Here is a 14030-nt window from a genome sequence, read left to right on the forward strand (position 1 = left end):
GGCGTTACTCCTCGTCGCTTTCCACGGCGGCTTCGTCCTCCTTGGCCGGACCCTTCGGCAGCTTGCCGAGCAGGTAGTAGTCCATGACCATGCGCGCGATCGGCGCCGCCGACTGCGCCCCGAAGCCGCCGTTCTCGACCAGCACGGCCAGCGCGATGCGCGGCTTGTCGGCCGGCGCGAAGGCGATGAACAGGGCGTGGTCGCGCAGTTCCTGCTTGAGCTTGTGCGCCTTGTAGTCGGCGCCCTTCAGGCTGAACACCTGGGCCGTGCCGGTCTTGCCCGCGGAGACGTACTCGGCGCCGGCGAAGGTGCGGGCGCCCGTGCCTTCCTTGTTGACCCCGATCATCGCCTTCTTGACCACGTCGATGTTCTGCTGCTTCCACGGCAGCGTGCGCAGCGGCTCGGGCTCGATCATCGTTTTCTCCCCGGTGCGGCTGTCGGTGATGTACTTCACCAAGTGCGGGCGGAACAGCACGCCGTCGTTGGCCAGCGTCGCCGTCGCCTGCGCCAGCTGGATCGGCGTGTAGGCGTTGTAGCCTTGGCCGATGCCGATGGAGATGGTCTCGCCGCCGAACCACTTCTGCTGCTCGGGCCGCTTGAAGCGCTTCTTCTTCCACTCCGGGGAGGGCAGGACGCCCTCGGATTCGCCGTCGATGTCGATGCCGGTCCTGCTGCCCAGGCCGAGCGGCTTCATGAAGCGGGCGATGGCATCGATGCCCATGTCGTTGGCCAGCATGTAGTAGTAAGTGTCGCAGGACTGCACGATCGACTTGTACATGTCCACCATGCCGTGGCCGCCCTTCTTGTCGTCGCGGAAGGTGTGGCCGCCGAAGGTGAAGAAGCCCGGATCGGCGATGGTCTGGTTCGGCGTGCGCTTGCCGGTCTCCAGCGCCGCCAGCGCCATGAACGGCTTGAAGGTCGAGCCGGGCGGGTAGGCGCCGTTGAGCGCGCGGTTGCACCATCGGCCGGTCCGGCGAGTTGTTGAGCTGGTCCCAGTCCTCCGAGCGGATGCCGTCGATGAACAGGTTCGGATCGAAGGTCGGCGTGGACACCAGCGCCAGGATGCCGCCGGTCGCCGGCTCGATCGCCACCAGCGCGCCGCGCCGGTCGCCGAAGGCCTTCTCCGCCATCTCCTGCAGCTTGACGTCGAGCGTCAGGGTCAGCTTGCTGCCCGGCGTCGGCGCGGTGCGCGACAGGCTGCGCACCGCGCGGCCGCCGGCGTCCGTCTCCACCTTCTCGTAGCCCGTCTCGCCGTGCAGCTGGAACTCGTAGGTCTTTTCCAGCCCGGTCTTGCCGATGTGCTCGGTGCCCTTGTAGTTGGAGCTCTGTTCCTTTTCCTCGATGGATTCCAGGTCGGCCTTGTTGATGCGGTTGATGTAGCCGATGGCGTGCGCGGCGATCGGGCCGAGCGGGTACTGGCGGAACAGGCGCGCCTTGACCTCGACGCCGGGGAAGCGGTAGCGGTTGGCGGCGAAGCGGGCCACCTCCTCGTCGGACAGGCGCGTGCGGATCGGCAGGCTCTCGAACGAGCGGCTTTCCTCGAGCAGCTTGCGGAAGCGCCGCTTGTCCTTGGGCTGGATTTCGACCAGCTCGCCGAGCGCGTCGATCGTCTCGTCGAGATCCTCGACCTTGGACGGCGTGATCTCCAGGGTGAAGGCCGAGTAGTTGCGCGCCAGCACGACGCCGTTGCGGTCCTCGATGATGCCCCGGTTGGGCGGGATCGGCACCAGTGAGATGCGGTTGTCCTCGGCGCGGGTGGTGTAGTACTCGTGCTGGAACACCTGCAGGAAGACGAAGCGGCCGACCAGCAGGGCGAAGGCCAGCACCACCGCGCCGGCGGCGCAGGCGATGCGGAAGCGGAAGCGGTCGAGATCGCCGTCCTGCGGCTTCTGCGGCGTGGTGCGGATCAGCACGCGGCGGCCCTCAGATCGGACGGTTCTCGTCGCGCTCCACCGGCTGGTACTGCGGCAGCAGGAGCACGAAGGTCAGCGGCGCCCACAGCACCGCGCCGACGAGCGGGCCGAGGAAGTAGGTCAGGCCGGGCAGCACCACGCCGGGCATGGCGCGGACCAGAAACTGCACGCCCTGCACCACCAGCAGCAGGGGCAGCACGTGCAGCGCCTGCTGGGCGAGCGGGAACCACAGGATGCGCCGGGAGATGGCGGCGCCGGCGTAGGCGACCAGCACGTAGGCCAGCGCATGCTGCCCGAGCAGGCTGGCGTCGGCCACGTCCATGATCAGCCCGAGCAGGAAGCCGGCGCCCATGCCCACGCGCCGCGGTTCGCGGATGCTCCAGAAGACCAGGACCAGCGCCACCCAGTCCGGCATCCACGGCCAGTCCGAGGTGGGCAGGAAGTTCAGCAGCAGCGCGGCGAACAGGCTGGCGGCGATGAACCACGGCCGGACCGGCAGGAGAATGCGCGACGAATGGAAGGTCGGCTGCATCGGTCACTCCTTCTTCAGCCGCCGCTTGGCGCCCGTCTTCACGGCCGGCGCCGGGGCCAGCGGCCGCTTGATCTGTTCGGGGATGGCCAGCGCCTCGCGCGGATCGAGCACCATCACCTCGCCGAAATTCTCGACCCCGGCCAGCGGCAGGCAATAGATGCGGGCGAAGGTGTAGGAGGTGTCGCGCTCGATGTGCGCCACCTTGGCGACCGGCAGGCCGCGCGGAAAGACGCCGTCGAGCCCCGAGGTCACCAGCACGTCGCCGTTCTGCACGTCGGCGTTGGCCGGCAGGAAGCGCAGTTCGAGCCGCCCGTCGCCGAGGCCGAAGACCACGGAACGCTGCCCGGTGCGCATGATCTGGACCGGCACGGCCTGGTCCTTGTCGGTGATCAGCGTGATCTCGGAGACGAACGGGAAGACGCGGGTGACCTGGCCGACCACGCCCGCGTCGTCGACCACCGGCTGGCCGGCCGAGAGCCGGTCCTGCTGCCCCTTGTCCACCACCACGCGCCGCGAGAACGGATCGCGCACCGCGTAGATGATCTGCGCCACGCGGCCGCCGATCTTCTGCCGCTCGCGCACTTCGAGCAGCTTGCGCAGCCGCTCGTTCTCGGCCTCCAGCTGCTGCATGCGCAACAGGGTGTCGGCGCTGGCCAGCCGCGCCCGCCTGAGCTGGGCGTTTTCCTCCTCGAGGCGGGACAGGCTGGAAAAATAGTCGCCCGACTTCTGCAGGAACTCGATCGGCGCGTGCGCCGCCTGCTGGAGCGGGTGGGTGAACAGCGACACGCCCTGGCGCAGCAGTTCCAGCGTCTGGAAGCGCGAATCGAAGAACAGCAGGGCGAGCGAGAGCATGGCGTAGAACGACAACCGCGCCAGCGGCGCCGGCCCGCGTTTGAAGAACGGTGGCGGCTGATGATCCATGCGATCGGAGCGAAGGGGTTCGGGACGACGGACGACGAAACGGCGGGATTATCCCACAGTCCCGCGCTTTGCTCGTGTTTTGACGGACTCGGCGAAGCCGGCGGCGGCCGGCTAGTCGGACGCGAAGATGCTGCCCAGCTTGTCCATGCGTTCGAGCGCCATGCCGCAGCCGCGCGCCACGCAGGTCAGCGGCTCCTCGGCGACGATCACCGGCAGGCCGGTTTCCTCCATCAGCAGGCGGTCGAGGTCGCGCAGCAGCGCGCCGCCGCCGGTCAGCACCATGCCCTTGTCGGCGATGTCGGCGCCCAGTTCGGGCGGCGTCTTTTCCAGCGCGGACTTGACCGCCGAGACGATGCTGTTCAGCGGCTCGGTCAGGGCTTCGAGGATTTCGTTGGAGGAAATCGTGAACTTGCGCGGGATGCCCTCGGCCTTGTTGATGCCCGAGACCTCCATCTCGCGCACCTCGGCGCCGGGGAAGGCCGAGCCGATGTTCTTCTTGATGCCTTCGGCGGTGTTCTCGCCGATCAGCATGCCGTAGTTGCGGCTGATGTAGTTGATGATCGCCTCGTCGAGCTTGTCGCCGCCGACGCGCACCGAGCCGGAATAGACCATGCCGCCGAGCGAGATGACGCCGACCTCGGTGGTGCCGCCGCCGATGTCGACGACCATCGAGCCGGTCGGCTCGGACACCGGCAGGCCGGCGCCGATCGCCGCCGCCATCGGCTCCTCGATCAGGAACACCTGGCTGGCGCCGGCGCCGATCGCCGATTCGCGGATCGCGCGGCGCTCGACCTGCGTCGAGCCGGACGGCACGCAGATGATGATGCGCGGGCTCGGCGAGAGCAGGCGCGAATCGTGCACCTTGCGGATGAACTGCTTCAACATCTGTTCGGTGACTGTGAAGTCGGCGATGACGCCGTCCTTCATCGGGCGGATCACGGTGATGGCGCCCGGCGCCTTGCCGAGCATTTCCTTGGCGCTCTGGCCGACGGCCTGGATCGTCTTGCGGGCGTTGGGGCCGCCCTCCATGCGGATGGCGACGACCGAAGGCTCGTCCAGGACGATGCCGCGTCCGCGCACGTAGATCAGCGTGTTGGCGGTGCCGAGGTCGATGGCCAGGTCGTTGGAGAAGTAACTGCGCAGAAAACTGAACATGCGTGTCTATCCGTGGAAAAGTCTGCGGGCGGCTGCGGAGAGCAAAGCGTTTATGATACCTTATAAGGCTTCCCGATTTTACATCCTGTTGATTTGTCGACCATGTCGCTCTCTTTGGAACAAGTCCGGCGCATCGCCCAACTCGCCCGGATCGAAATCAGCGACGCCGAGGCGGAAAGCACCCTCGGCCACCTGAATGGAATATTTTCCCTGATCGAAAAAATGCAGGCCGTCGACACGCGCGGCGTCGAGCCGATGGCGCACGCGCAGGATCTGGCGCAGCGCCTGCGCGACGACGCAGTCACCGAAACGAACCGGCGCGAGGCCTACCAGGCCGTGGCGCCTGAAACCGAAGCCGGCCTCTACCTGGTGCCGAAGGTGATCGAATAACACGCAAGGAGGGAGGAGCGCGGGCGCGGCGTCCTGCCGGGCCGCCATCCTCCGACGGACCATGATCGACAAAACGCTCAAGCAACTATCGCAGGCCCTGGCGGCCGGGGAAATCTCGTCGGTCGAACTGGCGCGGCTGTACCTCGACCGCATCGCAAGGCTCGACCCGCGGATCAACGCCTACATCACCGTCGACCCGGAGAAGACCCTGGCGCAGGCCCGGGCCGCCGACGCCCGCCGCGCGGAGGGCCAGGCCGGGCCGCTGACCGGCATCCCGCTGGCCCAGAAGGACATCTTCTGCGCCGAGGGCTGGCCGACCACCTGCGGCTCGCGCATGCTCGGCAACTTCGTCAGCCCCTACGACGCCGCGGTGATCGAACGCTGCAACGCCGCCGGCGCGGTCATCCTCGGCAAGACCAACATGGACGAGTTCGCCATGGGCTCGTCGAACGAAACCTCGCATTTCGGCCCGGTGCGCAATCCGTGGGACACCGGGCGCGTGCCCGGCGGTTCCTCGGGCGGCTCGGCCGCCGCCGTCGCCGCCGGGCTCGCGCCGGCGGCCACCGGCACGGACACCGGCGGTTCGATCCGCCAGCCCGCCGCGATGTGCAACCTGACCGGCCTGAAGCCGACCTACGGCGTGGTTTCCCGCTACGGCATGATCGCCTACGCCTCGTCGCTCGACCAGGGCGGGCCGCTGGCGCGCTCGGCCGAGGATTGCGCCCTGCTGCTCAACGTCATGGCCGGTTTCGACGCGCGCGACTCGACCAGCCTCGACCGCCCGGCCGAGGATTACGCGCGCGACCTCGAAAAGCCCCTGGCCGGCCTGAGGATCGGCCTGCCGCGCGAGTTCTTCGGCGACGGCTGCGACGCCGGCGTGATGCGCTGCGTCGAGGACGCGCTCGCCGAATACCGCAAGCTCGGGGCGGAGACCGTCGAGGTCGGCCTGCCGAACATGAAGCTGGCGGTGCCGGCGTACTACGTGATCGCCCCGGCGGAGGCCAGCTCGAACCTGTCGCGCTACGACGGCGTGCGCTACGGCTACCGCGCGCCGGCGTATGCCGATCTCAACGACATGTACGCCAGGACGCGCGCGCAGGGCTTCGGCGACGAGGTCAAGCGGCGCATCCTGATCGGCACCTACGTGCTCTCGCACGGCTACTACGATGCCTACTACCTGCAGGCGCAGCGCATCCGGCGGCTGATCGCCGAGGACTTCGCCGCCGCCTTCGAGCAGTGCGACGTGATCATGGGCCCGACCAGCCCGAGCACCGCCTTCCGCCTCGGTGAAAAAGCGTCCGACCCGGTGCAGATGTACCTCTCGGACATTTACACCATCGCCGTCAACCTCGCCGGCCTGCCCGGCATGGCCGTGCCCGCCGGCTTCGCCGACGGCCTGCCGGTCGGACTGCAGCTGATCGGCGGCTATTTCAGCGAGGCGCGGCTGCTCAACGCGGCGCACCGCTACCAGCAGGCCACGGACTGGCATCTGCGGCGTCCGGCCGGGCTGGACTGAGCGTTCGTGAAGCCCGCCGCGCTGTTCGTGCCGGTCCTGCTGCTGGCGTCCTGCGCCACGCAGGCGCCGCCGCCCGCCGCGCCGGACAAGGCGGCGGCAGCCGAAACGAAGCCCGCCGGCGAACAGGCGCGGCGTCAGGAAAAGAGCCAGGAGCGGATCGAATCGCAGCCGCTCAAGCACTTGGCCGGGCGCAAGCTCAAGCCGATCCCGGACAAGGAGCTCGACGTGCGCACCCGCTGCAGCTTCAAGGACGTGCAGGGCGGGCGCGGCAGCCTGGACCTGCAGGTGGCGAAGGCCGAGGTCAAGCGCTTCGTCGCGGAAGTGGCGATCCCGCGCCAGGGCCTGTGCCGCTTCGACATGAAGAACTTCGCGCAGACCGCGCGCATGCCCAACGTGGTGCTGAGCGACCGGGACAGCGCCTGCACGGTGCGCATGTGGGAGCAGGAAAGAGGCGTCACGGTGGCCTTCAACGGCTGCCAGGCGCGCTGCAGCGGCGATGCGTTCAGCTACCTGTGGCCGATTCTGATCGACAGGCGCAGCGGCCGCTGCGCGTGATACGGATGGATGACAAGCGATGAAACAATGGGAAGTGGTGATCGGCATCGAGACGCACGCGCAGCTCTTGACGCGCTCGAAGATTTTCTCCGGCAGCTCGACGGCCTTCGGCGCCGAGCCGAACGCGCAGGCCAACGCGGTCAACCTGGCGCTGCCCGGCGTCCTGCCGGTGCTCAACCGCGGCGCCGTCGAATGCGCGATCCGCTTCGGCCTGGCGGTCGGCGGCGAGGTGGCGCCGAAATCGGTGTTCGCCCGCAAGAACTACTTCTACCCCGATCTTCCCAAGGGCTACCAGATCAGCCAGTACGAACTGCCGGTGGTGGTCGGCGGCCAGCTGGCGATTTCCTTGGGCGACGGCGCGGCGGAAAAGACGGTGCGCCTGACGCGCGCGCATCTGGAGGAAGATGCCGGCAAGTCGCTGCATGAGGACTTCCACGGCAAGTCGGGCATCGACCTCAACCGCGCCGGCACGCCGCTGCTCGAAATCGTCACCGAGCCGGACATGCGCTCGTCGGCCGAGGCCGTGGCCTACGCCAAGGCGCTGCACGCGCTGGTGCGCTGGATCGGCATCTGCGACGGCAACATGCAGGAAGGCTCCTTCCGCTGCGACGCCAACGTCTCGGTGCGCCCCGTCGGCCAGCAGGAATTCGGCACGCGGCGCGAGATCAAGAACCTCAACTCCTTCCGCTTCCTGCAGCAGGCCATCGACTACGAGGTGCAGTGGCAGATCGCGCATATCGAGGACGGCGGGCGCATCGAGCAGGCGACCGTGCTGTTCGACCCCGGCACCGGGGAGACGCGCGCGATGCGCTCGAAGGAGGACGCGCACGACTACCGCTACTTCCCCGATCCCGACCTGCTGCCGCTGATCATCGACCGCGCGTGGGTCGAGCGCGCGCGCGCGGCGCTGCCCGAGCTGCCGGCGGCCAGGAAGCGGCGCTTCATCGACGAATTCGGCCTGTCGGACTACGACGCGACGACGCTGACCGCGTCGCTGGAGGTGGCCGGCTACTTCGAGGCCGCCGTCGCCGCGGCCGGCCGCAACGCGGCCAAGCCGTGCGCCAACTGGGTGATGGTCGACCTCGCGGCGCGGCTCAACAAGGAAGGCCGCGAACTCGCCGACTCGCCGGTCACGGCGGCGCAGCTCGGCGGCCTGGTCGCGCGTATTGCCGACAACACCCTGTCCAACAACATCGCCAAGAAGGTGTTCGACGCGCTGTGGAACGGCGAGGGCCGCTCCGCCGACGAGATCATCGAAAAGCAGGGGCTCCGGCAGATCACCGACGCCGGCGCCATCGAAGCGTTGATCGACGCGGTGCTGGCCGCCAACCCGGCGATGGTCGCCGAATTCAGGGCCGGCAAGGAAAAGGCGTTCAACGCGCTGGTCGGCCAGGCGATGAAGGCGACCAAGGGCAAGGCCAACCCGCAGCAGGTCAACGCGCTGCTGCGCGAGAAGCTGGCGAAACTGGCGTAGGGGAGCGGCGGGCCGCTATTGCGGCTTGCCCGCCTTGCGGCGCTGCAGGTCGAGGAAACGCTTGCGGTCGTCGTCGTACTTGGCCTGGAGCGTCACCATGTCCTTGCGTTTGGCCTCGATGATCGACTCCTGCGCCTTGATCTCGAACTCGGTGTCGGCCAGCCCCTTCTGGATCTCGGGCGGCATGGCCTTCTTCTTGTAGAACTCGGCCTCGTCCTCGAATTTCTTGCGCAGGCCCTTGATCTCGGCGATGCGGATCTCGGCGTTGCGGATGGACTGGCGCGCCTCGTCGAGCGCGCGCTTGCGCAGCACCTCGATGTCGTCGAGGCTGATGTAGGTGTCGAGCAGCGCCTGGTCCTTGCGCTGCTGCTCCTTCTGCCGGATCGCGTCCTGCCGGCGCTCTTCCTCCTCGGCGGCCCGGCGCGCGCGCTGCTCTGGGGTCAGCGGCGCCTCGATCTCGCGCACGGTGCGCCCGTCCGCGCCCAGCTCGCGATAGGCGCGTCCGTAGCAGGCCTGGGGCAGGATGTCCCCGCAGACGTACTTGCCGGTGGGGTCGGCGCAGCAATAGAACTTCCCGCCTCCCGCGGCCGGCGCCGCGCCGGCCGGTGCGGCGAGCAGCAGCAGGACGCCCGCGAGGACGAACGGTTCAGCGCGTCCGCGCAACGCCGTATTCCTGCCGGTAGCGCGCCACGGCCGCTTCGTGCTCCGCGAAGTCGGGGCGCTGCTTGAGGAACGCCATCAGGTCGTCCAGCGTGGCCACGGAAACGACCGGCAGGCCGTAGTCCTGCTCGACTTCCTGTACGGCCGACAACGCGCCGGTGCCGCGTTCCATGCGGTCGAGCGCGATGACCACGCCGCAGGGCACGGCGCCGGCGGCGCGGATGATCTCTACCGATTCGCGCACCGAGGTGCCGGCCGAGATCACGTCGTCCACGATCAGCACGCGCCCGGCCAGCGCCGTGCCGATGATGTTGCCGCCCTCGCCGTGATCCTTGGCCTCCTTGCGGTTGAAGGCGAACGGCAGGTTGCGGCCGGCGCGCGCCAGCGACAGGGCGGTCACCGAGACCAGCGGAATGCCCTTGTAGGCCGGGCCGTAGAGCACGTCGACGGCGATGCCGCTGGCCAGGATGGCCTGGGCGTAGAACTGCGAGAGGCGGTCGAGCGCCCGGCCGTCGTTGAACAGCCCGGCGTTGAAAAAGTAGGGGGAAAGCCGTCCGGCCTTGGTTTTGAATTCACCGAATCGCAAGACGTTCTGCGCGAGGGCGAATTCGATGAACTCCTGGCGAAAATCCATTGCTAAACTGCCTCTTTTTTTGATGATCGCGGCCGTGATCGGCCGCGCCGCCGATATGTTACGCATCATTACCGCAAACCTCAACGGAATCCGTTCGGCATGGAGCAAGGGTTTTTCCGCCTGGGCCGCCGGGCAGGGCGCCGACGTCATCTGCCTGCAGGAGCTCAAGGCGCAGGCCTGCGACCTCTCGCCGGAGATGCGGGCGCCGGCAGGATTCCACGCCTACTACCATTGCGCCGCGAAAAAAGGCTACGCCGGCGTCGGCCTGTGGTGCCGGCGCCAGCCCGACGCCGTCGTGGAGGGCATCGGCAACGCCGAGTTCGACGCCGAGGGGCGCTACCTGCGCGCCGACTTCGGCAGGCTGTCGGTGATTTCCCTCTACGTGCCGTCGGGCTCCAGCTCGCCCGAGCGCCAGGAAGCCAAGTTCCGCTTCCTCGACGTCTTCTATCCGCATCTCGTCAACTTGGCGCAATGCGGCCGGGAAATCGTGATCTGCGCCGACTGGAACATCGCGCATCAGGAAATCGACCTGAAGAACTGGCGATCGAACCAGAAGAACTCGGGTTTCCTGCCCGAGGAGCGCGCCTGGATCGGGCGCGTCCTGGCCGAGGCCGGCTGGACCGACGTCTATCGCCGCCTGCATCCGGAAGCGACGGAGGCGTGTTACACGTGGTGGTCGAACCGCGGGCGGGCCTGGGCCAAGAACGTCGGCTGGCGGCTCGATTACCAGCTGGCGACGCCCGCCCTGGCCGCCTCGGCGATCGCAGCCGCGGTCTACAAGCAGCAGCGCTTCAGCGATCACGCGCCGCTGAGCATCGACTACGACTGGCACGACGAGCGATCGTCCATGCCGGCCGGCTCTTGTCATTGATTCAGGGCTGCAAATTGGATACCCTGAACGCGAGGAACGCATTTTGCGTTCCTCGTCGTGCCAACCCCGCAAAAAACGAAGAGGTATGCCATGTCCGACGTGACCGATTTCCCCAGCAACAGCAAAGAAAAACTCGTTTCCGACATGAAGGTCGTGGTGTCGGACGCCGAAGAAATCCTGCGCGCGACGACCGGCGTCGCCGGCGACAAGATCGGTGAACTGCGCGAGCGCATCGCCGAACGGCTGCGCGACGCCAAGGTGCGCATCGCCGATGCCGAGGACATGCTGGTCAACCGGACCAAGGCCGCCGCGCGCGCCACCGACGACTACGTGAACGACAACCCGTGGCGGGCCGTCGGCATCGCGGCCGGTGTCGGGCTGTTGCTCGGCATCATCATCGGCCGCCGCTGAGCGGTCCGGCATGGGAGAAACAGAAGGCGGAGCGTCGGCCGGCCTGCTCTCCGCCTTGAAAAGCATCGCCGCCACCCTGCTGGCGAGCGGTAAGACGCGCCTGGAACTGCTCTCGAACGAAATCGAGATCGAGAAGCTGCGCGCCATCCAGCTGATGCTCACGGCCCTGGCCATGGCGTTCTGCTTCGGCGTCGGCGTCATCCTGGCCGTCGCCTTGCTGGTGGCGTCGTTCTGGGAGCAGCGGGTGGTGGTGCTGGCCGTCTGCACGCTGGCGTTTTTCGTGGCCGGCGGCGTCCTGCTGGGGCAGTTCAGGCGGCGGGCCCGCCGTCCCGACCGGATTTTCGCCGCCAGCATGGCCGAGTTGGAGCAGGACCTGCATCAGTTGAAGGCGATGGCCGGCCATGAACCGCCGGCTCGATGATCTGCTGCTGCAGCGCGGCCGGCTGCTCGAGCGCATCGCCGGCCAGCGCGACGCGCTGCGCCGCGATTTCGCACCGCTGGCGGCGGCGCTGGGCAAGATCGACGTCGCCGTCGCCGGCGTCCGGGCCGGCGTCAACTACCTGCGCCGCCATGCGCTGGCCGCCTCGGCGGTCGCCGGCGCGTTCATGCTCTTCAAGGGCAAGGCGGCGCTGCGCTGGGGCGCACGGGCCTTTTCGCTGTGGAAATCCTGGCGCGTGCTGCAGAGCACGCTGCTCAACCTGAGCGGCCGTTCGCGTTGAGCGTGCGGGGAAACGCGGCTGGCCGCGGTTTCCCCGATCAGTCCCAGATGCCTTGAGCGACCAGCTGCCGGGTCGCGGCTTCGGCCCAGCCGCGGTTGGCGGCCGGACTGGCCGGGCTGGGGTGCAGCACCCTGCCGATGCGCGTTGCCGTTCCCCGCAGCGCCTCGGCGGCGCGCGCCTCGGCGAAGCCGCCGACGCCGACGATCCACTCCGGTTCCAGCGCCGCGACCAATGCGCGCAGATGCGCGTCGCAGGCGGCGTAGAGCGGCCCGGCTTCGCGGGCCGGCAGCTTGTCGGGCGTGAGGTTGCGCCCGCCGTCGAAGAACGCCAGCGGGCAGTAGTTGGCGACGAAGTGCTCGGCGAAGAAGGCCTCCGCGCTGCCGAAGCGTTCCTGGAACAGGCCCCACAGGCGCCTGCCGCTCACTTCGGAGCGCGGGCAGCCGAAGCCTTCGACCGGCCGCTTGGGATTCTCGCGCGCCGGCTTGCCGACCGGCGCGTCGATGCCCAGCCAGTCGCGCGCCGCGGCGATCTCGCCGAACGGGATGCCGCATTGCACCATGCCGAACGGGCCGGGGTTCATGCCGAGAAAGACGATCCGTTTGCGGCCGCCGCCGAAACGCCGCAGATACTGTTCGTGCGGCGCCCAGGCGTAGTCCAGCGGATTGTAAACGTGGGTCACGGGCGGCGAGAATTCCATCCGTCCGACCGCCAGCGAAAGTTTCCGCGCCGCCGCGACGAGGACGGAGACGGTATCCGTTTGGGTGGGTTTCATGTCTGCATCCTTTGCTCGCCGGCGAGCGCCAGCAGCGGCGCGCGCATCCGGCGGACCATGACCACGCCGGGCACGGCCACGGCGATCGAGAAGAGGTAGAACGCCGGCCAGCCGATGGTCTCGGTGAGCACTCCGGCGACCGGGCTGACGTAGATGCGCCCGACCGCGGCCAGCGCCGAGAGCAGCGCATAGTGCGTGGCCGTGAAGCGGCTGTTGCACAGCGCCATCAGCAGGGCGACCAGCGCCACGGTGCCCATGCCGCCGGTGATGTTCTCGCCGGCGACCACGGCGAGCAGCAGGAAGTCGAGCGAGGCGGCGTCGCGCAGGGAGACGACGACCCAGTCGAACGGCGGCACGGCGATGCTGCCCCAGGCGCCCTTGCCGAGCACGGCGATCAGGTAGAAGCCGAAATTCGACGCCAGCTGCAGGATGCCGAACAGCAGCAGCGCGCGGTACAGGCGCAGGCGCAGCATCAGCGCGCCGCCGACCAGGGCGCCGACGATGGTCAGCCAGATGCCGATGATCTTGTTGGCGATGCCGACCTCGGCCTGCGAGAAGGCCAGCCCCTTGAGCAGGAAGGCGGTGGTCAGGCTGCCGGCGAAGGCGTCGCCGAGCTTGTAGAGGACGATCAGCAGCAGGAACAGGGCGGCGCCGGGCTGCGCGAAGTAGGCGGCGAGCGAGGCGTTGAGCGTCTCGAAACGGGCCAGCCGGGCGAACCACCAGGCCAGCGGCAGGGCGGCGGCGATCTCGGCCATGACGAAGAGCAGCTGGACCCAGTGGTTGGCGCTGTCCGGGTCCAGCCCGACCAGGCGCAGCGCGTTGCGGGCCAGGAAATACCCGGCGAAGACGCCGGCCAGCATGGCCGCGAAGCCTTTCAGCTCGCCGCCGGCGCTGGACGACAGCGGCCGCGACGCGCCGCGCACCGGCGGCAGCACGCACAGCGAGAGCACCGCCGAGGCGGCCATGAGCATGCCCATCAGCGCGTAAACCCGTGGCCACGAGCGCCACTGGTCGGCCCAGATCAGGGCAACGCCGCCCGAGACGATCATCGCCATGCGGTAGCCGAAGACGTGCAGCGACGCGCCCAGGCCGTGCTCGGCCTTGTCGGCCAGCACGTCGGCGCGGTAGGCGTCAACCACCACGTCCTGCGAGGCCGAGAGGAAGGCCAGCAGCACGGCCCATTGGGCGAAGAGCAGCGGCCGCTCGTGCGGCGAGAGGCCGGAAAGCATGAACAGGATCAGCGCCAGCGCGCCCTGCGTAAGCACCAGCCAGCCGCGCCGGCGGCCGAGCCAGGGCGGCTCGAAGCGGTCCATCAGCGGCGCCCACAGGAACTTGAAGGTGTAGGGCACGCCGACCAGGCCGAAGAAGCCGATGGTGGCGAAGTCCACGCCGTCGGTTGCCAGCCAGGCCTGCATCGCCTGCCCGGTCAGCGCCAGCGGCAGGCCGGAGGCGAAGCCCAGCAGAAGTATCGCCGCGAGGCGATGGCTGCGCCCGAGATCCGGCATCC

The 14030-nt window shown here is 68.6% G+C and carries 15 protein-coding genes and 1 pseudogene; 8 read left to right on the forward strand and 8 right to left on the reverse strand.

What is annotated here, in order from left to right:
• Positions 1-4: 4 nt before the first annotated feature.
• The 4 genes and pseudogenes from mrdA to QM701_RS13495 all read right to left on the reverse strand — a co-directional run bounded on the left by mrdA (position 5) and on the right by QM701_RS13495 (position 4521).
• Positions 5-1913, reverse strand: a pseudogene (mrdA, locus tag QM701_RS13480) (penicillin-binding protein 2).
• A 10-nt stretch (positions 1914-1923) separates the two neighbouring features.
• The gene (gene mreD, locus QM701_RS13485) at positions 1924-2445 is read right to left on the reverse strand and encodes a rod shape-determining protein MreD (RefSeq protein ID WP_415167563.1); all 522 of its coding nucleotides are present in this window, start codon (positions 2443-2445) and stop codon (positions 1924-1926) included.
• 3 nt (positions 2446-2448) lie between these two features.
• Positions 2449-3366: a rod shape-determining protein MreC gene (gene mreC, locus QM701_RS13490; RefSeq protein WP_415167564.1), complete on the reverse strand. Its 918-nt coding sequence runs from the start codon at positions 3364-3366 to the stop codon at positions 2449-2451.
• A gap of 111 nt (positions 3367-3477) precedes the next feature.
• Complete coding sequence (locus QM701_RS13495; protein WP_415167565.1) at positions 3478-4521, reverse strand: rod shape-determining protein; 1044 nt, start codon at positions 4519-4521, stop codon at positions 3478-3480.
• 102 nt (positions 4522-4623) lie between these two features.
• On the opposite strand from QM701_RS13495, the gene gatC reads away from it, so the two are divergent.
• From gatC to gatB, 4 genes are all read left to right on the forward strand, one after another.
• Positions 4624-4911, forward strand: a complete 288-nt coding sequence (gatC, locus tag QM701_RS13500) for an Asp-tRNA(Asn)/Glu-tRNA(Gln) amidotransferase subunit GatC (RefSeq protein ID WP_415167566.1) — start codon at positions 4624-4626, stop codon at positions 4909-4911.
• A 61-nt stretch (positions 4912-4972) separates the two neighbouring features.
• Complete coding sequence (gene gatA, locus QM701_RS13505) at positions 4973-6427, forward strand: Asp-tRNA(Asn)/Glu-tRNA(Gln) amidotransferase subunit GatA (RefSeq protein WP_415167567.1); 1455 nt, start codon at positions 4973-4975, stop codon at positions 6425-6427.
• A gap of 6 nt (positions 6428-6433) precedes the next feature.
• Positions 6434-6982: a hypothetical protein gene (locus tag QM701_RS13510; RefSeq protein WP_415167568.1), complete on the forward strand. Its 549-nt coding sequence runs from the start codon at positions 6434-6436 to the stop codon at positions 6980-6982.
• A 19-nt stretch (positions 6983-7001) separates the two neighbouring features.
• Positions 7002-8456 carry an Asp-tRNA(Asn)/Glu-tRNA(Gln) amidotransferase subunit GatB gene (gatB, locus tag QM701_RS13515; protein ID WP_415167569.1) on the forward strand — a complete coding sequence of 485 codons (1455 nt, stop codon included), beginning with the start codon at positions 7002-7004 and terminating at the stop codon, positions 8454-8456.
• Positions 8457-8471: 15 nt separating this feature from the next.
• On the opposite strand, the gene QM701_RS13520 is transcribed toward gatB, so the two are convergent.
• Together QM701_RS13520 and pyrE are read right to left on the reverse strand one after the other, a co-directional pair.
• Positions 8472-9119, reverse strand: coding sequence for a hypothetical protein (locus QM701_RS13520; RefSeq protein WP_415167570.1), 648 nt, complete (start codon positions 9117-9119; stop codon positions 8472-8474).
• Entirely contained in the window at positions 9103-9750 is a 648-nt protein-coding gene (pyrE, locus tag QM701_RS13525) for an orotate phosphoribosyltransferase (RefSeq protein ID WP_415167571.1), read from the reverse strand. The genes QM701_RS13520 and pyrE overlap by 17 nt, the downstream gene beginning before the upstream one ends.
• A gap of 55 nt (positions 9751-9805) precedes the next feature.
• On the opposite strand from pyrE, the gene QM701_RS13530 reads away from it, so the two are divergent.
• From QM701_RS13530 to QM701_RS13545, 4 genes are all read left to right on the forward strand, one after another.
• Positions 9806-10621: an exodeoxyribonuclease III gene (locus QM701_RS13530; RefSeq protein WP_415167572.1), complete on the forward strand. Its 816-nt coding sequence runs from the start codon at positions 9806-9808 to the stop codon at positions 10619-10621.
• A 90-nt stretch (positions 10622-10711) separates the two neighbouring features.
• Entirely contained in the window at positions 10712-11032 is a 321-nt protein-coding gene (locus QM701_RS13535) for a DUF883 family protein (protein ID WP_415167573.1), read from the forward strand.
• A gap of 10 nt (positions 11033-11042) precedes the next feature.
• Complete coding sequence (locus QM701_RS13540) at positions 11043-11453, forward strand: phage holin family protein (RefSeq protein WP_415167574.1); 411 nt, start codon at positions 11043-11045, stop codon at positions 11451-11453.
• Positions 11434-11751, forward strand: a complete 318-nt coding sequence (locus QM701_RS13545; RefSeq protein ID WP_415167575.1) for a YqjK family protein — start codon at positions 11434-11436, stop codon at positions 11749-11751. The genes QM701_RS13540 and QM701_RS13545 overlap by 20 nt, the downstream gene beginning before the upstream one ends.
• Before the next feature lie 37 nt (positions 11752-11788).
• Here the strand turns inward: QM701_RS13545 and QM701_RS13550 are convergent, their stop codons facing one another.
• Both QM701_RS13550 and QM701_RS13555 read right to left on the reverse strand, forming a co-directional pair.
• Complete coding sequence (locus tag QM701_RS13550) at positions 11789-12523, reverse strand: uracil-DNA glycosylase family protein (protein WP_415167576.1); 735 nt, start codon at positions 12521-12523, stop codon at positions 11789-11791.
• The gene (locus tag QM701_RS13555; protein ID WP_415167577.1) at positions 12520-14028 is read right to left on the reverse strand and encodes an AmpG family muropeptide MFS transporter; all 1509 of its coding nucleotides are present in this window, start codon (positions 14026-14028) and stop codon (positions 12520-12522) included. The genes QM701_RS13550 and QM701_RS13555 overlap by 4 nt, the downstream gene beginning before the upstream one ends.
• Positions 14029-14030: the final 2 nt, after the last annotated feature.

Origin of the sequence: Propionivibrio sp. (assembly GCF_047602565.1) — a bacterium.
Classification (GTDB): Bacteria; Pseudomonadota; Gammaproteobacteria; order Burkholderiales; family Rhodocyclaceae; genus Propionivibrio.

Bases quoted from the DNA above. Each gene is read 5' to 3' on its own strand.
- QM701_RS13535 (WP_415167573.1), top strand. From the start codon at position 10,712: ATGTCCGACGTGACCGATTTCCCCAGCAACAGCAAAGAAAAACTCGTT.
- gatA (WP_415167567.1), top strand. From the start codon at position 4,973: ATGATCGACAAAACGCTCAAGCAACTATCGCAGGCCCTGGCGGCCGGG.
- QM701_RS13555 (WP_415167577.1), bottom strand. From the start codon at position 14,028: ATGCCGGATCTCGGGCGCAGCCATCGCCTCGCGGCGATACTTCTGCTG.
- mreC (WP_415167564.1), bottom strand. From the start codon at position 3,366: ATGGATCATCAGCCGCCACCGTTCTTCAAACGCGGGCCGGCGCCGCTG.
- gatB (WP_415167569.1), top strand. From the start codon at position 7,002: ATGAAACAATGGGAAGTGGTGATCGGCATCGAGACGCACGCGCAGCTC.
- QM701_RS13540 (WP_415167574.1), top strand. From the start codon at position 11,043: ATGGGAGAAACAGAAGGCGGAGCGTCGGCCGGCCTGCTCTCCGCCTTG.
- mreD (WP_415167563.1), bottom strand. From the start codon at position 2,445: ATGCAGCCGACCTTCCATTCGTCGCGCATTCTCCTGCCGGTCCGGCCG.
- QM701_RS13550 (WP_415167576.1), bottom strand. From the start codon at position 12,523: ATGAAACCCACCCAAACGGATACCGTCTCCGTCCTCGTCGCGGCGGCG.
- QM701_RS13545 (WP_415167575.1), top strand. From the start codon at position 11,434: ATGAACCGCCGGCTCGATGATCTGCTGCTGCAGCGCGGCCGGCTGCTC.
- pyrE (WP_415167571.1), bottom strand. From the start codon at position 9,750: ATGGATTTTCGCCAGGAGTTCATCGAATTCGCCCTCGCGCAGAACGTC.
- QM701_RS13495 (WP_415167565.1), bottom strand. From the start codon at position 4,521: ATGTTCAGTTTTCTGCGCAGTTACTTCTCCAACGACCTGGCCATCGAC.
- gatC (WP_415167566.1), top strand. From the start codon at position 4,624: ATGTCGCTCTCTTTGGAACAAGTCCGGCGCATCGCCCAACTCGCCCGG.
- QM701_RS13530 (WP_415167572.1), top strand. From the start codon at position 9,806: ATGTTACGCATCATTACCGCAAACCTCAACGGAATCCGTTCGGCATGG.